This is a genomic window from Providencia sp. PROV223 (assembly GCF_028479245.1).
Taxonomy (GTDB): Bacteria; Pseudomonadota; Gammaproteobacteria; order Enterobacterales; family Enterobacteriaceae; genus Providencia; species Providencia rettgeri.
Map to the genome: position 1 here is coordinate 90,703 of NZ_JAMPNG010000005.1, position 20,813 is coordinate 111,515.

At 38.4% G+C, this 20,813-nt stretch carries 22 protein-coding genes and 1 riboswitch; of the genes, 13 read left to right on the forward strand and 9 right to left on the reverse strand.

Features of this window, described 5'->3' with window-relative positions; all coding sequences use genetic code 11:
- The first annotated feature begins 93 nt into the window (after positions 1-93).
- The 3 genes from yebS to PR767_RS08060 all read left to right on the forward strand — a co-directional run bounded on the left by yebS (position 94) and on the right by PR767_RS08060 (position 4,015).
- Positions 94-1,320: a membrane integrity lipid transport subunit YebS gene (gene yebS / locus PR767_RS08050; RefSeq protein ID WP_110731968.1), complete on the forward strand. Its 1,227-nt coding sequence runs from the start codon at positions 94-96 to the stop codon at positions 1,318-1,320.
- A complete protein-coding gene (locus tag PR767_RS08055; protein WP_196718355.1) occupies positions 1,295-3,634 on the forward strand; it encodes a PqiB family protein in 2,340 nt (779 codons plus the stop codon). The genes yebS and PR767_RS08055 overlap by 26 nt, the downstream gene beginning before the upstream one ends.
- A 147-nt stretch (positions 3,635-3,781) precedes the next feature.
- The gene (locus PR767_RS08060; protein WP_004253902.1) at positions 3,782-4,015 is read left to right on the forward strand and encodes a DUF1480 family protein; all 234 of its coding nucleotides are present in this window, start codon (positions 3,782-3,784) and stop codon (positions 4,013-4,015) included.
- A gap of 422 nt (positions 4,016-4,437) precedes the next feature.
- Here PR767_RS08060 and PR767_RS08065 read toward each other — a convergent pair whose 3' ends face one another.
- From PR767_RS08065 to ftnA, 4 genes are all read right to left on the reverse strand, one after another.
- Positions 4,438-4,785, reverse strand: a complete 348-nt coding sequence (locus PR767_RS08065; RefSeq protein ID WP_042851603.1) for a YebY family protein — start codon at positions 4,783-4,785, stop codon at positions 4,438-4,440.
- Between the two features lie 64 nt (positions 4,786-4,849).
- Positions 4,850-5,746, reverse strand: a complete 897-nt coding sequence (copD, locus tag PR767_RS08070; RefSeq protein WP_109912504.1) for a copper homeostasis membrane protein CopD — start codon at positions 5,744-5,746, stop codon at positions 4,850-4,852.
- Position 5,747: 1 nt separating this feature from the next.
- On the reverse strand, positions 5,748-6,134 hold the full coding sequence (gene copC / locus PR767_RS08075) for a copper homeostasis periplasmic binding protein CopC (RefSeq protein WP_109912503.1): 387 nt from the start codon (positions 6,132-6,134) through the stop codon (positions 5,748-5,750).
- Positions 6,135-6,372: 238 nt separating this feature from the next.
- Positions 6,373-6,876: a non-heme ferritin gene (gene ftnA / locus PR767_RS08080; RefSeq protein ID WP_004911254.1), complete on the reverse strand. Its 504-nt coding sequence runs from the start codon at positions 6,874-6,876 to the stop codon at positions 6,373-6,375.
- Positions 6,877-7,166: 290 nt separating this feature from the next.
- Here ftnA and PR767_RS08085 point away from each other — a divergent pair, with 290 nt between their 5' ends.
- On the forward strand, positions 7,167-7,397 hold the full coding sequence (locus tag PR767_RS08085; protein ID WP_004253885.1) for a DNA polymerase III subunit theta: 231 nt from the start codon (positions 7,167-7,169) through the stop codon (positions 7,395-7,397).
- Positions 7,398-7,472: 75 nt separating this feature from the next.
- Here the strand turns inward: PR767_RS08085 and yebF are convergent, their stop codons facing one another.
- Both yebF and PR767_RS08095 read right to left on the reverse strand, forming a co-directional pair.
- On the reverse strand, positions 7,473-7,838 hold the full coding sequence (yebF, locus tag PR767_RS08090) for a protein YebF (protein ID WP_110731970.1): 366 nt from the start codon (positions 7,836-7,838) through the stop codon (positions 7,473-7,475).
- Positions 7,839-8,018: 180 nt separating this feature from the next.
- Positions 8,019-8,198 carry a YoaH family protein gene (locus PR767_RS08095; RefSeq protein WP_004911263.1) on the reverse strand — a complete coding sequence of 60 codons (180 nt, stop codon included), beginning with the start codon at positions 8,196-8,198 and terminating at the stop codon, positions 8,019-8,021.
- 124 nt (positions 8,199-8,322) lie between these two features.
- Between PR767_RS08095 and pabB the strand changes: the two genes are divergently transcribed.
- The 8 genes from pabB to mntP all read left to right on the forward strand — a co-directional run bounded on the left by pabB (position 8,323) and on the right by mntP (position 16,745).
- Positions 8,323-9,693 carry an aminodeoxychorismate synthase component 1 gene (gene pabB, locus PR767_RS08100; RefSeq protein WP_272520112.1) on the forward strand — a complete coding sequence of 457 codons (1,371 nt, stop codon included), beginning with the start codon at positions 8,323-8,325 and terminating at the stop codon, positions 9,691-9,693.
- The gene (locus PR767_RS08105) at positions 9,686-10,246 is read left to right on the forward strand and encodes a CoA pyrophosphatase (protein WP_109912500.1); all 561 of its coding nucleotides are present in this window, start codon (positions 9,686-9,688) and stop codon (positions 10,244-10,246) included. The genes pabB and PR767_RS08105 overlap by 8 nt, the downstream gene beginning before the upstream one ends.
- A gap of 280 nt (positions 10,247-10,526) precedes the next feature.
- Positions 10,527-11,891: an L-serine ammonia-lyase gene (locus tag PR767_RS08110; RefSeq protein WP_004911271.1), complete on the forward strand. Its 1,365-nt coding sequence runs from the start codon at positions 10,527-10,529 to the stop codon at positions 11,889-11,891.
- Between the two features lie 665 nt (positions 11,892-12,556).
- Positions 12,557-13,525, forward strand: a complete 969-nt coding sequence (gene manX, locus PR767_RS08115) for a PTS mannose transporter subunit IIAB (RefSeq protein ID WP_272520113.1) — start codon at positions 12,557-12,559, stop codon at positions 13,523-13,525.
- 80 nt (positions 13,526-13,605) lie between these two features.
- Positions 13,606-14,409, forward strand: coding sequence for a PTS mannose/fructose/sorbose transporter subunit IIC (locus PR767_RS08120; RefSeq protein ID WP_004253851.1), 804 nt, complete (start codon positions 13,606-13,608; stop codon positions 14,407-14,409).
- A 12-nt stretch (positions 14,410-14,421) separates the two neighbouring features.
- Entirely contained in the window at positions 14,422-15,273 is an 852-nt protein-coding gene (locus PR767_RS08125; RefSeq protein WP_102138691.1) for a PTS mannose transporter subunit IID, read from the forward strand.
- Positions 15,274-15,362: 89 nt separating this feature from the next.
- Positions 15,363-15,821 (forward strand): DUF986 family protein, encoded by a 459-nt coding sequence (locus tag PR767_RS08130; protein WP_004911283.1) that lies wholly within the window; start codon positions 15,363-15,365, stop codon positions 15,819-15,821.
- 151 nt (positions 15,822-15,972) lie between these two features.
- A riboswitch (yybP-ykoY riboswitch) is annotated at positions 15,973-16,117 on the forward strand.
- A gap of 46 nt (positions 16,118-16,163) precedes the next feature.
- Positions 16,164-16,745: a manganese efflux pump MntP gene (gene mntP, locus PR767_RS08135; protein WP_004911288.1), complete on the forward strand. Its 582-nt coding sequence runs from the start codon at positions 16,164-16,166 to the stop codon at positions 16,743-16,745.
- A 31-nt stretch (positions 16,746-16,776) separates the two neighbouring features.
- Here mntP and rlmA read toward each other — a convergent pair whose 3' ends face one another.
- A complete protein-coding gene (rlmA, locus tag PR767_RS08140) occupies positions 16,777-17,601 on the reverse strand; it encodes a 23S rRNA (guanine(745)-N(1))-methyltransferase (protein ID WP_004911290.1) in 825 nt (274 codons plus the stop codon).
- Between the two features lie 135 nt (positions 17,602-17,736).
- Between rlmA and PR767_RS08145 the strand changes: the two genes are divergently transcribed.
- Positions 17,737-18,207, forward strand: a complete 471-nt coding sequence (locus PR767_RS08145; protein WP_042851840.1) for a GNAT family N-acetyltransferase — start codon at positions 17,737-17,739, stop codon at positions 18,205-18,207.
- Between the two features lie 112 nt (positions 18,208-18,319).
- On the opposite strand, the gene PR767_RS08150 is transcribed toward PR767_RS08145, so the two are convergent.
- Together PR767_RS08150 and alr are read right to left on the reverse strand one after the other, a co-directional pair.
- Positions 18,320-19,057, reverse strand: coding sequence for a phosphatase (locus PR767_RS08150; protein WP_004911298.1), 738 nt, complete (start codon positions 19,055-19,057; stop codon positions 18,320-18,322).
- A 218-nt stretch (positions 19,058-19,275) separates the two neighbouring features.
- On the reverse strand, positions 19,276-20,505 hold the full coding sequence (gene alr, locus PR767_RS08155) for an alanine racemase (RefSeq protein ID WP_272520114.1): 1,230 nt from the start codon (positions 20,503-20,505) through the stop codon (positions 19,276-19,278).
- Positions 20,506-20,813 lie beyond the last annotated feature (308 nt).

Consider the following 20,813-nt stretch of genomic DNA (forward strand, 5'->3'; position numbering starts at 1 on the left):
TGTAAGCGTAGCCCTAAGGTTACCAATTTGTCACTTTGAGGTAAATTTTTTTACACTAGATTACATCGAGGTAACCAACTAAAATGAGTCAATATGAACCACATTAATCACACTGATTTGCTTTTTCAACGTTGTAATCATTGCGATCAGAAGTTACTAACTCCTCGATTCAACATACGGCAAGTTGTTGTTTGCCCTCGCTGTTTTAGTCAACTTAATGATGGGCGTTCTTGGTCACTCAACCGTTTATCAATACTGGCTATCACTTTATTGATGCTTGCCCCTATTGCATTTTGGCAACCACTCATTTCTATTCACTTATTAGGAAGCCAAATCAATGCAAATGTCATTGAAGGTATTCGCTTAATTAATCAACAAGGGGACCCATTTACGGCCAGTATAGTGGCTTTTTGTGCTATTGCAGCCCCATTAATATTACCCATTTTGATTTTATTATTATCTATTGGTCAGTATATCAATTTGAATCTCCGGCCTATTCTTTTAGTATTAAGTCACATTAAAGAATGGGTTATGTTAGATGTTTACCTTATCGCGCTAGGCATTGCTGCGATTAAAATGCAAGATTATGCGAGTGTTTTCATTGGACATGGTTTAATCGCTTTTATTACCATGTCTATTCTCAGTATATTAATCCTCATCCACATAAACTTAGATGAGCTATGGAACAAATTTTATCCCATTAATAATAAAAAAGTACAAGATAACTTACTGGTCTGTACAGCATGTCATTATTGCGGCCCTACAACTAGCAATGAAAAATGCCAACGCTGTCATCGCCCTCTTCACTATCGTGAACCGCATAGTTTACAAAAAACATGGGCCGCACTAATTGCTGCCATGGTGCTATTATTTCCTGCTAATTTAATGCCAATCTCTATTTTTTATCTCAATGGGCAACGTTTAGAGGACACTATTTATTCTGGAGTCGTTTCTTTAATTGATTCAGGTAATTGGCCAATTGCAATTATTGTATTCATCGCCAGTATATTGGTTCCCTTTATTAAGATTATTATTATGATATTGCTACTGTTTTCCATCCACTTCAAAAGCAATACTGACCCTATTTTACGTATGAAATTACTTAGGTTTGTTTCATGGATTGGTCGTTGGTCCATGCTAGATTTATTTGTCATTGCTTTGATGATGACACTCGTTAATCGCGATCAATTGATGTCTTTTACTATGGGGCCTGCCGCACTGTATTTTGGTACAGCCGTTATTTTAACAATTTTGGCTGTTGAGTGGTTAGATAGCCGTTTAATTTGGGATTCTTATGGAAAATCAAAACCCGCAAAGTGAACCCTCTGAAGAAATATCAGAAGCTCTATTACGTAAACGCAAACATATTTCGCCTTTCTGGTTTTTGCCTTTAGTCGCTATTTTCATTGCCGGTTGGCTTTTGTTTCAGCATTGGGTTGAACGAGGAACGGATATTACTATTGAGTTCACATCTGCACCCGGAGTAGTTGCTAACCGAACACCTATCCGCTACCAAGGTGTTGAAGTTGGTTTGGTGCAATCTGTTGCTATCAGTAAAAATATGAAAACCATTATTGTTACTGCTAGTGTGAATAAAGACATGCGTCCAGCCTTGAATTCAGGAACTAAATTTTGGTTAGTGACCCCCAAGGCATCATTAGCAGGCGTTTCTGGCCTTGATGCGTTAGTTGGTGGGAACTACATTGGTATGTTACCAAGCACGGGAACAGAGCAATTCTCTTTTGTTGCACAGGATACGCCACCGCAGCTAAACATAGATAAAGGTGAATTACTTATTCACCTTACTGCGCCAGATTTAGGTTCATTAAACGAAAACTCTCCGATTTATTACCGGAAAGTACCTGTTGGTTATATTTCAGACTATACCATTTTGCCAGATAACCAAGGTGTTTCCATTTCTGCTGTTATCAAAAAACCGTATGCTCACTTAGTACGTAAAGAGAGTCAGTTTTGGAATGTATCTGGGTTACAAGGTAGCTTCGACCTTAAATCTGGAGCCAGTGTAAAAATGGAAAGCCTTTCTGCTGTGATAAATGGCGCCATTGCTTTTGACTCACCACAAAGCAGTCCTCAAGCAGAAGAAGGACAACAATTTGTTCTGCAAGATAGTAAAAAAATAGCCAAAACTGCAGAACAAGACGGTAAAGACCCACTCATGCTAACACTTTGGGCACATGACACTTATGGTGTCGATAAAGGCCAGCCCATTGTTTATAAAGGCATTCAAGTTGGTGAGGTGTTACAGCGTCACCTGGCAACTGAAAAAGTGAATTTTAGTATCTTAATCTATGATGAGTTCCAGCACCTTGTCCGTGAAGACAGTAAATTTGTTGCAAATAGCCGAGTGGATATCCAATTAGGCCTTAATGGATTACAATTCCAAGGCGCTACCCCCCAAGAATGGTTAGATGGCGGGATTCACCTGATAGCTGGTCAAAGCCAAGATAAACTTCCCGAAACCTTTCCTTTATATCGTAGTGATGATAATGCAAAAGCGGGTATTTTAGGCGTTTTACCGCCTACAACTATCACCCTAAATACCACGACACTACCAGACATTCAGGCCGGTTCTATTGTTCTTTATCGCCAATTTGCAGTCGGCAAAATCATTGACATTAAACCAACTAAAGCTGGGTTTGCTATCAATGTAAATATTTCAAATGAATATCTTCATTTACTCACAGAAAATAGTGTATTTTGGGCTGAAGGCGGCGCAAAAGTTCAGCTTAATAGCAATGGTTTAACCGTTCAAGCTGCGCCTCTGAGCCGAGCGATTAGCGGTGCAATTAGCTTTGATAACCTAGATGGTGGCGTCGCCAATACTGCTCGACAACACACGCTTTACCCAAATGAAACCTCTGCGAAGGCAATAGGAAGCATTATTACGCTAACCACGTTTGATGCATCAAAGCTTTCCGAAGGCATGCCAATCCGTTATTTAGGTATTAATATTGGTCAAATTGAATCATTAAAATTGTCATCTGACAAACGTGAAGTACAAGCAAAAGCAATTCTATACCCCGAATATGTCAGTACCTTTACTCGGTTAGGAAGTCGCTTCGCTGTGGTAACACCTGAATTATCCCCTGCGGGTTTAAATAATTTAGATAGCATATTGCAGCCTTATATCAGTGCTGAACCGGGACGTAACAGTAAAAGCCGTTATCAATTTGAATTACAAACTGCCAATATTACAGACTCGCGTTATCTAGACGGCTTAACTATTTACCTTGATGCTATTGATGTAGGCGCAATCCAAATTGGTACACCTATTTTGTTTAGGGGCCTAGAAGTCGGTGTTGTTACAGGTCTCTATTTGGGAGAGCTTTCCGATCGCGTATATGTTGCGACACGTATTGGCAAGGAATACCAATATCTTATTCGCAATAATACCGAGTTTTGGCAGTCTTCCGGTTTTAACTTTTCATTTGGTTTAACCGGTGGCGTTGCCAAAAGCGGGACTTTCAAGCAATTTGTACGTGGCGGTATTTCCCTTGCTACACCGCCGTCAGTGCCTCTAGCCCCACAAGCTAGGCCTGAACAGCATTTCATCCTAAAATTAGAGCCCCCTAAAGATTACGTGGACTGGGGAACATCTATCCCGAAAAAATAATCACTATTAGGGTGCATATTAACCATATATAGCACCCTTTCCTTACAAGCACCCTAAAAATTATTTTGGAAATTAATTCCATTTATACTATGCTTAAATTCGTTGAGCTGATTATATATGGTTAAAATCGATGAATGAGGTGCTGTTATGTGTATTGTAAAATTGAAAATATCTTCCTATGAAATTAATGATGCGGTTATGGCTTCCCATAAAAGTGATACAGTAAGTATTCCATGTGATTCTGATACAGACTTTTGCATGCAACTTGATGGCTGGGACGAGCATACAAGTATTCCTGCCACTTTAGATGAAAAACCGGTTCTACTCTACCGTGATCGTTATGACAAAGAAAATCACCATTGGGTGATGAAACTTGCTTAATAGTTTTGTTAGTACTCTTAGGTTATTTACTAAGCATATAAATAGGTAGGAACCGATAAGCTGATATGAAATGAGAACTGACAAAATAATAGGCAAAAAAAGAGGCCTGGTAGATTCCGATTACCGGGCCTTGGGAAATGGCTCTGGCAGAGCCGTGCGCTAAAATTGCCATTGAGACGTTACAAAGTACACTCTAATACTAGCTTTCAATGCACGTTCTTACCATGTTTATTATCAAATATTTTACATATTATTAACACAATTTATTTCTTAATTTTCTAAAATTGAACTATTTGTTTAATAGGTTATACCTATACATACAATCACTCAAACCTTTCAATTAATCAATGCATTGAATAATAACAATAATTTATTGTTTTCCACATCCCTTCTAGATTGAACATTTTAACTGAACGATAAATTTAATTGCTCGCACACAATTTTGCAGCAGCTTCTTTTATAGGTAATATTCTTTCCTCAACTGTTTTGGTGCTATCGGTAGGCTTAAGCAGCACATCAATAGGCTGTGCTTTAATTTCTTTTTTGATCATCAATTCAGTCGCTATGTCGTTTAATGGGTATTGCATTAGCGTGGCAGGGTTAATGACGACCAAAGCCCCATTATGACGGCACTCTAACATGACTTCCTCTCGAGTAAATGGCCAATCATCACCAAATTGTTTTTTACTCACGGATGTTAACGGTGCAGAAAAAGCAGTGCTCACGGTTCCACCCAATAACAGTGAGCAAATAATGAGTTTAAATTTCATGGTAGTGACCTTATTAAACATTGAAGATATCTTTACATATTATCAATTAAATATAAAAGTTTAGCTAGATTGGTTGGTAGCTTGCAAAAATTGCCACAGAAAGAATCGCCATCGTACCTAACAGTAACTCAACCCAACTGTTAATGATTAGGTAATTGACTCGCCCTTTTTGCTTAATAATAGGTACGATGTAATAACGATTGATAATCGCTAATAAAAGCATTCCTCCCACTAAAATGATCTTAAACCAAAGTAGTGATTGGTATTCTGACCCTGAATAATTTAATGGCCAGCCAGGTAAAAGTGTTATTGCACTAATGATCCCTGTAATGACCACCAGTACAACAGCGATATGGCCGAAGCGCGAAAAACGCATCATGGTATTCACAATTTGTTTGTCCATCCCTTCTGCCATTTCTTTTTTATTGCGCAAAAATTGGATGCAAATTAAAAATGGCCACAAACCGCCAAACCAATATGCAGAGCTAATGAGATGAATAAATTGATTAATACGATGGAATGTTCCGAGTAGGCCATCATGCATGGCCGCGTGCCCAATAAAGGCATGCAAACCAAGCAGGATCACTGAAAAAACTAATATTAGTTTCAATCGTAATTGAATTGATTTTATAAATAAGACCAATAGCAATAATACAGATGACAAAAGTTCCCAACGCCATACTTGGCCGAATGACGTCCCTAAAACCCCTTGCCATATCTGCCAATCAATACTATCTTCCCAACCATCACCCATCAGACCCGCTTGCGCAATCATCCAGCTGAAGGCTGTTAAGACAGTAACAATGGCACAAAAGAAAATGCCTTTATTCAAATAGCGGCTTAATAAATAATTAAATGAGCCGCGACTAAGTACCACTGCAAATATTGACATTCCACACATCAATATTGCAGCGATAAAATGAATAAAGCGAATAAGGGTATAAAAAGCTTCTAGTGACATATTATTTCACTGTAAAGCTATACGTTCCTTTTGTTTTGTGTCCGTCGACAGAAACGACGCTCCAATTAACATCATATTTCCCAGCAATGAGCTTGTCTTCCACAGGAACGACCACTTTAGTGTCGTTACTCGGGTCTAACGTTGCTTTACCGGTTTTTACTATTTTATTTTCAGGCCCGATAATACTGACCTTAGTGAAATTAACTTCGATACCTTCAGAAAAGCTTAATGAGATTGACTCTGGCGCTTGCTCCACTGCCGTACCTTCAGCAGGAAGCTGGTCTTTTAAATGTGCATGGGCAAATGCTTGTTGGAAAGACATGCCTAAAAATAGAACGGCGACAGCGCTAAGTTTGCGCCATGAAGATTTAATAGGGTTAATTGGCATAGTAACCTCTTAATTTGCAGGTGAATTTAGAATAATTGCCAATCATTATACGGAAAACAAACCATTTTACCGCTTAAAAATGGGTTTTATCGGCCTATCCTGTGAGTTTTCACACAAAATGAAAAGAAAAAGACTTATGAACATTGAATTACAGAATTCATGCCCATAAGCCTAGAGAGGTCTTTATGCATCAAGTAGAGAGAAAAACTAGATTTCTATCTACTTACTGGTGTGTAGATTAGACATGCGTTGCCGCAGACAGGTTTTTCAAATCTTTATCTAACAAGAATAGTGCTTTACCAGACTCACCCACCATATCCAGTTTATCCAGTACTGATTTAAATAATTTCTCTTCTTCATGTTGCTCTGCAACATACCATTGTAAGAAATTAAATGTAGAATAATCTTGTGTTGTCATTGCTAAATGAGCCAATTTATTAATTTCACGAGTAATTAATTGCTCATGTTCATAAGTTTGGGTGAATACATCACTAATTGATTTGAAATCAACGGGCGGCGCAGCAATTTGCCCTAACAGTGGCAACGCCCCAGTGTCACTAAGATAATCAAATAAACGCTGCATATGTTCCATTTCTTCTTGTGAGTGTGCTTTTAAGAACGCTGCAGCGCCTTCATAGCCTTTATCACTACACCAAGCACTCATTTGCAAATAGAGATTTGCAGAATAAAACTCAAGATTTAATTGCTCGTTTAATTTTTTGACCATATCTGTAGTTAACATATTTAAGCCTTATCGGTTAATCATTCATGCGTATATTATGCACAGTATTACAATAATTAAAACCCTAAAACAATCTTAAAACAAAAAAATCCAATTTACTGATAATTAATAACTTTTGTTAAAAACAATAATAATCAATCTCATTATCTTTCCCTGTTTTTCTATTAATAGCTAAATATATAAATAGATAAATTTAACTCTTATTTTTATTATTACAATTAATGTAATGAGATTTTTTCTCATTATCCAGTTACAATAATAAGGTATGAATTTAACCGTAGAGATCAAATATGAGTCACAACCTTGCTTTATTGCCTAAAGATGAAATGGATAAGGTCAATGTCGACCTTTTGGCTTCTGGTGTTGCATTTAAAGAACGCTATAACATTGCCATCATTGCTGAAGCTGTTGAGCGAGAACAACCTGAACACTTAAGGGAATACTTCAGAGAGCGATTAGTATACTACCGTCAGCTGTCACAAAATTTTGCTCGTATGCCTTATGAACCACGTAATCGCTAGGCTCACGGATACACAGAAAAAATGACACAAAAAAGGGATAACCTTGATGGTTATCCCTTGATATTCAATAAAAATTTATTTAGTTGTATTATATGTCACGGTATTATTTTGGCAGTCTACCGCAACTGAATAATGCAAATCGGATTTTGCACCTCGAACAACCAACGGCACGGTGTAACCTGTTTCAGTTTTAGTGACTTCACTATCATTGACCCAAGCAACCGCTTTTTTGCCTAAAGCCGCTTTTTCATCTGTCCAACGAGGCAAACGATTATGCATAAAGTCACTTTTCACCTGTGCTGCAATTTGTGGCTCAGTTAGCGTACCACAACTGACGAAAGGCGCAGCTTTACCTTCTTCATTATTTGCGCTTAACGCAAAAGAACTAAAAACCAGAGTACAAGCACCTAAAATTACAGCAATTTTTCGATTCGCTTCCATACCATCCTCCGATACCTATTACTAGGTAAAGATTTTTGATTAGTTTAGCGGCTTATTTCAGCCTACCAGATACCAGTTATCTTCTGGTTATTATCTAGTCTTCATTGATAAATAGAATGACTTAACTAATATTAATCTATCAGATTTATGCATGAATGTTAATAGTATGTTTATAGATTATTAATTTTCATCATCGAAACGAACGTGGATCTGTTCTTTACCTTGGTGCTTTTCTCTAATTTCATGAGCGACTATTGCAATCGCCTCACCACTACTCATACCTTCCGCCATCAATTGATGAATTTTTTCAACAGCTTCTTGCTGTTCTTCGTGATTAAGTGCTGGCATACCAGAAAACATGGTTTAAACCTCATGAATAAAAGACTAAAATCAATGATTAAGATTTTAACATTTCTTCGACTATTAAGATAAGAATATATGTTAACCTGTATTGATTCACTTGCGGAAATTTAAACTCATCATTATGGTTATCAAAAAAATCCAACTACCTTATAGCCCAAATGCAGCCATTGATTATTTTACCCCATTGGCACACCTGCCATGGGCGATGTTATTACATTCAGGTAATGCAAAACACTCACATAATCGCTTTGATATTATCGTTGCTGACCCGATTGCCACACTGACGACTTATCAGCTTAAAACAACTATTACAGAACAAAATCACGCCTCTCTCGTTTCTGAGTCAGACCCTTTTAAACTCCTTCAAGGATTGCTGGATAAATACCAACCAAAACGCCAGGAAGAGACCGAGTGTCCCTTCAACGGGGGGGCTCTCGGCCTTTGGAGTTACGATTTAGGGCGCCGCATTGAAAAATTACCTGAAATTTCGACCGCAGAACTACAATTTCCAGACATGGCAGTTGGCATCTACTTATGGGCTCTCATTGTTGATCATCATGATAAAACCACTACATTAATTAGTTATGATGATGCTGATGCCCGGTTAGCTTGGCTAAACAACCAAAAAAGGCCACGTAAAAATAAATTTCAATTAACCTCTGCATGGCAATCCAATATGTCAGAAGAGGCATATCATCATAATATTGCGCGCATCCATGAATATTTACGTAATGGTGATTGCTATCAAATCAATTTAGCGCAAAGATTTAAAGCCAAGTATAAAGGGGATGAATGGAATGCATTTTTAGCACTACTTGATCGCAATGGTGCTCCCTTCTCTTCTTTTATACGTCTTCCCGAAAATGCGGTTATCAGTATTTCACCTGAACGCTTTATCTTTTTGCAAGATGGAGATATTCAAACCCGCCCAATCAAAGGAACGCTTCCGCGCTTAGACAATGAACAAGATGACCTTGCTCAAGTAGCAAAATTGTCTAATTCAGTAAAAGATCGCGCAGAGAACTTAATGATTGTCGACTTGCTGCGTAATGATATTGGCCGCGTTGCCAAACCGGGTACGGTCAGTGTTCCTGAATTATTTGCTGTTGAAGCTTTCCCGGCAGTACATCATCTGGTTAGTACCGTCACGGCAAAGTTAGATAGCCAATACCGTGCAACTGATTTATTACGAGCGTGTTTTCCTGGTGGGTCAATAACCGGCGCACCGAAAGTCCGTGCAATGGAGATAATTGAAGAATTAGAACCCCATCGCCGACATGGCTATTGTGGAGCAATAGGCTATATTAGTTTCAATGGCAATATGGATACCAATATTACTATTCGTACTTTACTGACATATAAAAAACAGATTTATTGTTGGGCTGGCGGTGGTATTGTTGCCGATAGCCAAGCAGACAAAGAGTATCAAGAAACCTTTGATAAATTAAGCCTGATCTTACCTTTATTAGGAGTACTCAATAACGATGACTGAACTGAATAACTTTATCAATCGTTTTCAGTTTACTTTACCGGCTACCCGCCAATTTGAAGCTAAGGCGGGTAAATCGGCGGCTGTTCTTTTACCCATTATCAATAAACCAAACCCAACATTACTTCTCACCCAAAGGTCTCCTTTTTTACGCTCCCATGCAGGCCAAGTCGCCTTTCCTGGCGGGGCTAGTGACCCAGAGGATGGAACGCTTGTGAATACCGCTTTACGTGAAGCTTATGAAGAAGTCGCCATCCCACCGGAAAAAGTCACCGTACTGGGTCAGTTAAGCCCTTTACAAAGTTATGGTGGTTATGAAGTTACGCCAATTGTTGGGCTTGTACCAAATAATATTCAATATCAGGCTAACCCCAGTGAAGTCGCTGACATCTTTGAAGTTCCATTGTTTGATGCGCTTTCATTGCAACATCATAAATATGTCGATATTAAGCGTTCAGGACAGCATAACCGCATCTTTTTTTATTGGTATAAAGGCCATTTGGTTTGGGGATTAACCGCTTCGATTATTCACCAACTTGCCTTGCAGTTAGATTAACGGCTAACACAACTTTTCACCATACAATGCCACTATTGCAGTAAAATCTATTTAAGATGACAAGATATCGCGTCATATATGACAAAATTTACCTCTACCACATGTTGTTTTTTTAGCCACATCACAGACATTTTGTGCTATTTACAATCAATTACCCTTCAGCAACTACCTTATTTCAAAAAATACTTTAAACTTACTGGTTAACACTACTAAATAACAGTAAAGTAGCGCCTTTTAAAATAAAGCACTACATTTTCATCTTTTTTTTAAGGAGTCCTGCGTGATAAGCGTTTTCGACATGTTTAAAGTGGGCATAGGCCCTTCAAGCTCTCATACCGTTGGTCCAATGAAAGCTGGGAAAGAATTTGTCGATGATTTAGTAAGCAAAAATTTATTACCTAACGTCACACGTATTTCAGTGGATGTTTATGGGTCATTATCGCTTACTGGAAAAGGGCACCATACTGATATCGCCATTATTATGGGGCTAGCAGGTAATTTGCCTGCCACTGTCGACATTGAATCCATCCCAACTTTTATCAAGAATGTAGAAGAAACAGAAAAGTTATCATTAGCAAATGGCCTTCAAGTCGTTGATTTCCCTAATGAGGGTGGCATGAATTTTCGTCAAGATAACCTGCCATTACATGAAAATGGCATGACCATTCATGCTTTTGCCGATAATGATGAAATTTACACCAAAACCTATTATTCCATTGGTGGTGGTTTCATTGTCGATGCAGAGCATTTTGGCGAATCAACGCTTGATAGCAAACCCGTCTCTTATCCATTTAATTCCGCGGAAGAGCTACTATTAAATTGCAAAAAATCCGGTCTTTCTATTTCTAGCTTAATGATGAAAAACGAGTTAGACCTTCATACCAAAGAAGAAATTGAAGCCTATTTTGCTGATGTATGGCATACCATGCAAGCCTGTATCGAGCGTGGTTTAAACACCGAAGGTGTTTTACCGGGCCCATTACGAGTACCTCGTCGTGCACCGGCACTTAACCGAATGGTGACCTCAACAAGTAAGCTATCTAATGACCCAATGAATGTGGTTGACCTGATCAATATGTATGCCTTAGCCGTGAATGAGGAAAATGCTGCAGGTGGTCGCGTTGTCACAGCCCCGACTAACGGTGCATGTGGTATCGTCCCTGCCGTATTAGCTTACTATAACCATTGTATAGAACCTGTAACGCCTGAGTTATATATGCGCTATTTCTTAGCTTCAGGCGCTATTGGTATTTTATACAAAATGAATGCGTCCATTTCAGGTGCTGAAGTTGGCTGCCAAGGTGAAGTCGGTGTGGCATGTTCGATGGCCGCGGCTGGCCTGGCCGAATTATTCGGTGGTAGCCCTGAGCAAGTGTGTATTGCTGCTGAAATCGGCATGGAGCACAATTTAGGTTTAACTTGTGACCCTGTCGCTGGCCAAGTTCAAGTTCCTTGCATTGAACGAAATGCAATCGCCTCTGTTAAAGCAGTGAATGCCACACGTATGGCTCTACGTAGAACAAGCGAACCACGAGTTTCACTTGATAAAGTCATTGAAACTATGTACGAAACAGGGAAAGACATGAATGCAAAATATCGTGAGACATCCCGAGGCGGGTTAGCCATCAAAGTACAATGTGACTAATTTTTAATCCTTAAGCACCCTTTTCTATTCTGTTATCACTTTAAACAGGATTTTGAGGGTGCTTTTTTAGCATGCATTAAAAAGTTTTTTCTATTTTTGCTATGCTTCTCTTCCCATATAGTCCAATTCAACTAATCAATTACCCACAGTTTTTTCATTGAATTAACTCAATTTTCTTATACTCAACAAACCACATCAAAACAAAATTCATACTATTTTGTGCTAAAGACTGTTTTGACATGACGGAGAGACAACCGTTCCCCATTGAAATTTGGTTATTTTTCACTCTAAAAATCAATATTACACTATTTTTTTGGCTATTTTTGTTACCGATAACAAAACTATATACCAATAAATGATAAATTCTTAGTTTATTGATTTTTTCAAATAAAAATAAACAGCAACTAACTGCAATTTAATATCATTTTTTAGATGTATTCTTATTTTTCTGACGCGAAACAAGTTTTTAGGATAACACGAGATGATATGCTAATAATGTAATTGATACTAACAACACCATGAGTTAGCTCATGAATATTATGAGACGTTTGTAATTATTCAGCTAAAATTATCTTACAGGGGAAACTGATAAAAAGGAGTCTAACTTAAGTGTCCATTTTATCAACAGATGATATTTTGTTTTATCTATCTATGAGGGAAAAATAGTGAGTATAGCTATTATGATTGGTACACACGGAGTCGCTGCAGAGCAGCTTCTTCGAACAACCGAGATGTTAATAGGCGAACAAGAAAATGTGTCGTTTATTGATTTTATCCCTGGGGAAAACGCAGACACCCTATTTGATAAGTACACCCAAAAGCTAACTGATTTAGATACATCAAAGGGTGTCTTATTCCTTGTTGATACATGGGGAGGCAGTCCATTTAACGCCGCTAGTCGCATTGTTAATGAAAATAGTAATTATGACATTATCACAGGCGTGAATGTTCCAATGTTAGTTGAAACCTTCATGTGCCGTGATGATGATCCATCTATGAATGAGCTAATCACTGTCGCACTTGAAACAGGACGCGGGGGGGTTCGTTCATTTAAATTCAAAGAAGCTGAAGTAGAAGTAGAACCCGCTCCTGTAGCAGCCAGTACCCCTGCCCCAACACCAGTGAAAGCTGGCCCTGGCGAACATATGGTGATCGCACTTGCCCGTGTGGATGACAGATTAATTCATGGACAAGTCGCAACACGCTGGACGAAAGAAACTCAAGTTAAACGCATTATTGTGGTCAGTGATGACGTGGCTAAAGACCAAGTTCGCTCAACATTGCTGAAACAAGTCGCACCACCAGGTGTCACCGCGCATGTTGTCGATGTGGCTAAATGTATTCGCGTTTATAACAACCCGAAATATGCCGGTGAGCGTGTTATGTTGCTTTTCACTAACCCAACTGATGTTAAACGTATCGTCGAAGAAGGCGTTGACGTGAAATCCGTGAATATTGGTGGCATGGCATACCATGATGGGAAAACCATGGTTACAAATGCCGTTTCTATCAACCAAGAAGACATTGATGCATTTAACTATTTGAACGACAAAAATATTGAACTTGAAGTCAGGAAAGTTTCATCAGATAGCAAAGTTTACATGATGGACTTGATTAATAAGCTCAAAAAATAATTTCTATCGCAATTTTTATATTGATTTTAATCCATTACTCAAAACAGATTTTAAAACTTTTGGTTACAGGAGATTAAACAATGGAACTTACCGTTGTTCAAATAGTAATGGTCTTTATCGTCGCGTGTATCGCGGGGATGGGATCAATCCTTGATGAATTCCAATTTCACCGTCCTCTCATTGCTTGTACACTTATAGGTATCGTTCTGGGAGATATGAAAACGGGTATCATCATCGGTGGTACATTAGAAATGATCGCACTTGGGTGGATGAATATCGGTGCTGCTGTTGCACCTGATGCCGCTTTAGCCTCGATTATTTCAACTATCCTCGTCATTGCCGGTGGTCAAAGTATTGGTGCAGGTATTGCCATTGCCATCCCACTTGCAGCAGCCGGTCAAGTATTAACCATTATCGTTCGTACTGTGACAGTTGCATTCCAACATGCTGCCGATAAAGCCGCCCTCAATGGCAATTTAACGGCTATTGGCTTTATTCATATATCTGCATTACTACTGCAAGCGATGCGTATCGCAATACCCGCGTTGATTGTTGCCATTTCGGTTGGTACATCAGAAGTACAACAAATGTTGGATTCTATCCCACAAGTTGTTACTGATGGTCTTAATATTGCGGGTGGTATGATTGTCGTTGTCGGTTATGCGATGGTCATCAATATGATGCGCGCAGGCTACTTAATGCCATTCTTCTACTTAGGTTTTGTTACCGCGGCATTTACTGACTTCAACCTAGTTGCACTTGGGGTAATCGGTACTGTGATGGCTATTTTATATATCCAACTCAGTCCAAAATACAATAAATCACAAACTGTTGTTACCCAAGGAAATAGTAGCAATAACAACCTTGATAATGAGCTAGACTAGGAGGAACGTATAATGGTAGATATCACAAAACCGACAGCTAAAAAGCTTACACAAAGCGATATTCGCGGCGTATTCTTACGGTCTAACCTATTGCAAGGTTCTTGGAACTTTGAACGTATGCAAGCCCTAGGCTTCTGCTATTCAATGGTTCCGGTTATTCGTCGTCTTTATCCAGAAAATAATGATGATAGGAAACAAGCAATTAAACGCCATCTTGAGTTCTTCAATACCCATCCATATGTTGCAGCGCCTGTTCTGGGTGTCACAATGGCAATGGAAGAGCAACGTGCCAATGGTGCAGACATTGATGACGGTGCAATAAATGGTATCAAAGTCGGTCTAATGGGGCCATTAGCCGGTGTTGGTGACCCAATTTTCTGGGGAACTGTTCGCCCTGTATTTGCGGCTCTCGGTGCCGGTATCGCAATGACAGGTAGCTTACTTGGCCCTCTACTGTTCTTTGTTTTGTTTAACCTTGTACGTTTATTAACCCTTTACTATGGTGTTTCATATGGCTACAAAAAAGGGATTGATATTGTTCAAGATATTGGTGGCGGTTTCCTACAAAAGCTCACCGAAGGAGCATCCATTCTCGGTTTGTTTGTCATGGGGGCATTAGTAAACAAATGGACACATGTCAATATCCCACTTGAAGTTTCACGGATCAAAAACCCAACAACGGGCACTGAAGATATTACCACGGTCCAAATGATCCTTGATCAACTCATGCCGGGCTTAGTCCCGCTATTGCTAACCTTCGCCTGCATGTGGCTGTTGCGTCGTAAAGTCAACGCGTTGTGGATTATTATCGGCTTCTTTGGCTTGGGTATCCTTGGTGCTTGGCTGAACTTCTTGGCGCCATAATTTTCCATCATTATTTGAATTGGGAGGTTGCAGCCTCCCTTTTTTAATTTTAAGCTCTGCATTATGTTTACTTATCCAAGGGCTCACAAATGACCTTCAATGATGCCATTCTTGCTATAATCATTTTGATCATGCTTGTTTATGCGATTTATGATGAATTCATTCAGCATTTGTTAAAGGGTAAAACCTTATTAAAAATTAATCTAAAAAGAAAACATCGAGCAGATGCTATTATTTTTATTGTTCTAATTTGTATCGTTATTTATACAAATATTGTACGCCATGGTAATTTATTAACCACTTACTTATTATTGATTACTATTTTCATGTCAATTTATTTGGCATTTATAAGAACACCAAAGCTATTCTTTAAACAAACTGGTTTTTATTTTGCCAATGCCTTTATATTATATGACAGAATAAAAACAATGAACTTATCCGAAGACGGTGTATTAATAATAGGTTTAGAAAAAAAGAAAATTAACATCCAAGTTTCACATCTTGATGATTTACAACGAATTTATGAATTCCTTATTAATCATAAGTAAATAAATTTTATATTGTCACTAAAAACAAGGTTAATTATTAATTTAATTAACCTTGTTTTTACCAATAACCTTGTTGATAATAATTCTCACTACCGTTTAATATCCACAATTAATTAAGTGTTGCCTTTAATATAAATTATGGTATCTTTCTTTCCACGTCATTGGGGAGTAGCCTGTTCTGGTTTCATATATAATACCAGAAAGTCCGTATCAACATACTCGTTTGGTTTCAAACGTGGTGCGGACACCAAAATTCGGTTGGCAAGACCATAGACACATAAATAAGCCTTTTGGTTGGGGGTAATTTATGTGTATATGGAATCACCCAACCGAGGTTCTGTTATGAGTTTCTATGCTACCCTTATCTTAGCCCTTGCCCTGTCAATGGACGCCTTCGCTGTTGCTATTTGTAAAGGTGCAGTGCTTCATAAACCCCGCTTTAGAGAAATTCTCCGTACTGGTTTTATCTTTGGTTTTATTGAAGCCATTACCCCCATTATTGGTTGGGGCATCGGTATTTTAGCCAGCCAATATGTTATCCGCTGGGATCATTGGATTGCATTTGGTTTATTATTTGTTTTAGGTGCTAGGATGATCTGGCAGAGCATTAAAACAAAAGATGAAGAATGCTGTTCTAAACCTTCTAGTCATAGCTCAACAAGCCTGATTTTTTCTGCAATAGCCACCAGCCTTGATGCGATGGCCATCGGCTTAGGCTTAGCATTCTTACAAGTAGATATCGTTCATACTGCAATGACTATTGGCTTAATGACAATGATCATGGCCACTATCGGTATGATGATTGGCCGTTATGTAGGCCCATTACTCGGAAAAAAAGCAGAAATTATCGGTGGATTGGTACTAATAGGTATTGGTTTTAATATCTTATTTGAGCACCTTGAATTATTTATGTATGCCCATTAGTTTTTGTGCCCCCTATATGGGGGCAATAGCTCTACTCTGCATTAGATTGATAAACACGAATTAAAAAATCAGCCGTATATTCTTTCACCTCTGCTTTCTGTAAATCCTCTTTAACCTGTTCTGATGCACGCCAAGCAAATGGTGTCATCATCAATAATTCATAAGCTTCTTGCCCAGTCAGCGCCATCTTATAATTTAGTTGGCAACTATCTATTAACGAAAAATTTGGCAGATCTTCATCTTTCGCTGGGTGTAACTTAACCTCATCGTAGATTAACGCTTTTAATTCTTGCAGATGTTCCGCCGCAGGCGTAACGGTTATTAACATACCTTTAGAAACTAATACACGACTTAATTCTTGTGCCTTGCAGGGTGCGTAAATTCGTACAATTCCCCCCAAGCTGTTATCAGAAAATGGCAAGCGATGACTTGTACCAACGCAAAAACGAACGGATTTATAGCGTTTCGCCGCATAACGAATCGCAGCCTTCGAAACATCTAGGCCTAAAACTGTATATTTTTCAAAATGTTTTGCAAGTTCTCGTGAAAAATAGTCTGTGTAATACCCTTCTCCGCACCCAATATCCAGCAGGCTAGTACAAGATGATGGAATAAACTGAATAAGTTTTTCTGCCACCTTTCCACGCATAGGGTGGTAATGCCCTGCATCAAGAAATTGCCTACGCGCTTGCATCATTTCAGCATTATCACCGGGGTCTTTAGAACGTTTATGCTGTACAGGTAACAAGTTAACATAGCCTTCTTTTGCACAATCGAACTGATGATTTTCTGCACAACGATAACTGTTATTAGCAAGATTTAGTGGTGTAAAACAGAGAGGACATTGATAATTCATAGCAGTCACTGATTTAAAAATAAGGGGGAGTATACCATATTCAAATTAGTTTTCTTTCTGTTATATATCTTGCTTTTTAACTGTATTTTTTGTTCTCTAAAAGTAATAAAAAAAAACATTAGCGGGTGTCTCATGATAAAAATTAGGTTAGCAACCCCCGATGAAGCCGAACTTCTTTGGTCTATACGTAACCAAGCCATTCGCCATGGTTGCACAACGAGTTTTGATGCAAAAACGATCCGTGCCTGGACACCTGATGAAATGCCGGTAAGTTATATACACATTGTGAGGAATAACCCATTCTTTGTCGCGGTAAATAACAATGATGAGCCCGTTGCAACTGGTTATCTTAATTTAGAGGCTAACAGTGTTGATGCCATATTTACCTTACCACAATACACTGGCTGTGGAGCTGCTAGCTTAATATTAGATGCCATTAAAGCTGAAGCCAAAAAGCGAAATATTAAAAAATTGGTATTAGATTCATCACCAAATGCTGAACGCTTTTATCAGAAACATGGTTTTACTTCGATTAAACATGCTAGCTACTACTCTTGTCTCGCACAAGTCGAGTTAGATTGTGTTCAAATGGAAATTGAAATATAACTTTCAATTTAATTGGAGTTAAAAGCCACTAAGCTATTCTGTGGCTTTATTCTATTTAATATTGACTGTATTTTAGGCTAACTGTATTTGTGAATGCAGTTTTGAATAACAACTAAAAATCAGCAAATTCGGCAATAGGCTTACGCCCATGGGACTCTAAAAAGTCCAATACACGACGTGGAGAAACATTTAAAATTTGTGATTGTGGAAAACTAATTGATTCCAACATGTCAACTACGCGATCAAAACGGCCGAGATACCCGGCAAAATGTGAGTCTGAACCTAATGCAACCCACCCGCCAGTTTCTTTAACTGCCTTAGCGATTTCTAAGCAATTCTGTTGACTACCCGCTCTTGAATGTAGGAATGAAGAGTTATTCATTTCCAAAGCAACATTACACTCTTTCGCGGCTTGCGCTACTGCTTTGATATCAATAGGATATTTAGGGTTGCCTGGATGGGTAATTATTTGCACTTTACCACTACGGATCGTGGCAATCATAGCTTCTGTATTATCAGCTAAACTTTGGGGCTCAAGAACCGGTTCATGAAAACCAGCTAAAATAATATCTAAATGACGAGCGATCTTTTCATTGCAGTCTGTCTCACCCAACTTGTTCTTTATATTTGCTTCAATACCGTACAATAAACCAACACCATCAACAATTCTCGGCAAGATAGGCATATTACCAAAATGCCACTCATGTGGAGCATCTTGCATTTCAGGCCCGTGGTCGGTAATCGCAAATAGTTTGACACCACGGCTTGCGGCCTCAGCGAAATATTCATTAACTGTACTATAAGCATGGGTGCTGGCAATAGTATGCGCATGTAAATCAACTTGATACATAAATGATATCCTTCTATTTTTTCTACTTGCCTTCCGAGCCTACCTGCTCAGGAAAGATTCAACCAAGCTAACATATCAATTTAAAAGTTTCGATAGTCATTCACCTAAACAGCATTTTATCAACATATTGCAATATATTAGATAATATCCTAAGAAACTTTCAGGATAAAAAAACCCGCGATTATTGCGGGTTAAAATACACAGAATTAAAAATTAACTTAATCAACTAAGATACGTTTATTAGTCGCTCCCCACAAAATTGACATTTCGGTAAATAATGCACCACTGATATCCTCAACCTCTTCGGCAGTAATTTCAGCATTACCTTGTTTACCAAAAAATACAACTTCATCTCCTGGGCTAACGTTTTTTAAATCAGTAACATCAACCATGACTGTATTCATTGATGTTTTTCCTAAAACAGGAACTGTTTGGCCATTAATTAATGCATGTCCCGCATTGCTAAATACACGGCGATAGCCATCCGCATAACCTACAGGGATATTTGCTAATACAGAATCACGTTTCAAGGTATACGTTCTATCATAACCCACCGTATTTCCCTTTGGATAATGATTCACAGAGGCAATGCTCGATTTCAGTGTCATCACGCGTTTATAGTCATTTGTCGCAACGGTATCGCCGTAGAAAATGCCACCGACACGTACCATATCCAACCATGATTCAGGTACCGTAATAGTTGCATAAGTATTCGCGACATGTAATGTAATGTCTTCACGCTTTAGCCCTGTCGTATTCAATACTTGTTGAGATTCTTTCTTGAATTTTTTGAGGTCCTTACGGATCTGAGTTTCATCCTCTTCTGGATAATGAGACATAATACCGACGATTTTTAACTGAGGTAATTGTGAAATCAGCTTAGCTTCATTAAGGCCAGCAAGTGTACTCACCTCTAAACCGTTGCGCGACATCCCGGCTGAGTTCAGTGCCAGATGAATAGGAATCACTTTATTCTGCTTTTTCGCAATCGCATTTAAGCGCTGCGCCATTTCTAAATTACCGATTAACTCTTCCGTTTCATATTGTGTAGCCTGAGCCATTTCTTGCTCTGTCGCACTTCTCACTCGAATTAATCGGCCTTTAAAACCTAAATCTCTCACGGTCTTAAGCTCTTGATTATTTGTTACCCCAATGCATTGCACATTATTTTCAATCATTATTGGTGTAACTAAAGAAAGGTCATGCCCATATGCATCTCCTTTCAAAACGGCACACAGCGAAGATTTATCTCCTAGTAGGTTTTGTACTTTCTTAATATTAAAATCTAATGCGCTGCGAGATATTTCAATCCATGCGTTATTAACCACCACCGGTTGGTTTTGTGTCGCATATGTTTCTACCGGTGTTGTGATATTGTTTGGCTGTTGACAAGCTGTTGCAGCAACCAGTAAAGGGAGTAATGCCAGATACTTCAAACGAAAAGCCACGTGTTGTTCCTTATCTCTAGTGATTTTTACCAAGACATTATTTTTATAATTCTAGGTGGAAATAGACAAAATATGTATCGGTTTTAAATAATACCAACCTTCATACCCCGAACAAGTAATAATTCACTTTTTTTGCATAAAAAGAAAAAATATCTTTTTCGAGTTAATTTTTCTTTTTTAGAAATAAAACATTTGGTTGAAATCATCGTAAATCAAATTATTTTTATTATTTAATAGGTTATGGCAATAATTTCACTAACATTTACTTTTGTTACACTTTTTATTTGGCGAATTAACATGCTTAAATG

Bases quoted from the DNA above. Each gene is read 5' to 3' on its own strand.
- PR767_RS08105 (WP_109912500.1), top strand. From the start codon at position 9,686: ATGACTGAACTGAATAACTTTATCAATCGTTTTCAGTTTACTTTACCG.
- PR767_RS08125 (WP_102138691.1), top strand. From the start codon at position 14,422: ATGGTAGATATCACAAAACCGACAGCTAAAAAGCTTACACAAAGCGAT.
- mntP (WP_004911288.1), top strand. From the start codon at position 16,164: ATGAGTTTCTATGCTACCCTTATCTTAGCCCTTGCCCTGTCAATGGAC.
- copD (WP_109912504.1), bottom strand. From the start codon at position 5,746: ATGTCACTAGAAGCTTTTTATACCCTTATTCGCTTTATTCATTTTATC.
- yebS (WP_110731968.1), top strand. From the start codon at position 94: ATGAACCACATTAATCACACTGATTTGCTTTTTCAACGTTGTAATCAT.
- ftnA (WP_004911254.1), bottom strand. From the start codon at position 6,876: ATGTTAACTACAGATATGGTCAAAAAATTAAACGAGCAATTAAATCTT.
- PR767_RS08055 (WP_196718355.1), top strand. From the start codon at position 1,295: ATGGAAAATCAAAACCCGCAAAGTGAACCCTCTGAAGAAATATCAGAA.
- PR767_RS08085 (WP_004253885.1), top strand. From the start codon at position 7,167: ATGAGTCACAACCTTGCTTTATTGCCTAAAGATGAAATGGATAAGGTC.
- PR767_RS08150 (WP_004911298.1), bottom strand. From the start codon at position 19,057: ATGTATCAAGTTGATTTACATGCGCATACTATTGCCAGCACCCATGCT.
- PR767_RS08130 (WP_004911283.1), top strand. From the start codon at position 15,363: ATGACCTTCAATGATGCCATTCTTGCTATAATCATTTTGATCATGCTT.
- yebF (WP_110731970.1), bottom strand. From the start codon at position 7,838: ATGGAAGCGAATCGAAAAATTGCTGTAATTTTAGGTGCTTGTACTCTG.
- rlmA (WP_004911290.1), bottom strand. From the start codon at position 17,601: ATGAATTATCAATGTCCTCTCTGTTTTACACCACTAAATCTTGCTAAT.
- PR767_RS08095 (WP_004911263.1), bottom strand. From the start codon at position 8,198: ATGTTTTCTGGTATGCCAGCACTTAATCACGAAGAACAGCAAGAAGCT.
- copC (WP_109912503.1), bottom strand. From the start codon at position 6,134: ATGCCAATTAACCCTATTAAATCTTCATGGCGCAAACTTAGCGCTGTC.
- PR767_RS08065 (WP_042851603.1), bottom strand. From the start codon at position 4,785: ATGAAATTTAAACTCATTATTTGCTCACTGTTATTGGGTGGAACCGTG.
- PR767_RS08060 (WP_004253902.1), top strand. From the start codon at position 3,782: ATGTGTATTGTAAAATTGAAAATATCTTCCTATGAAATTAATGATGCG.
- PR767_RS08120 (WP_004253851.1), top strand. From the start codon at position 13,606: ATGGAACTTACCGTTGTTCAAATAGTAATGGTCTTTATCGTCGCGTGT.
- pabB (WP_272520112.1), top strand. From the start codon at position 8,323: ATGGTTATCAAAAAAATCCAACTACCTTATAGCCCAAATGCAGCCATT.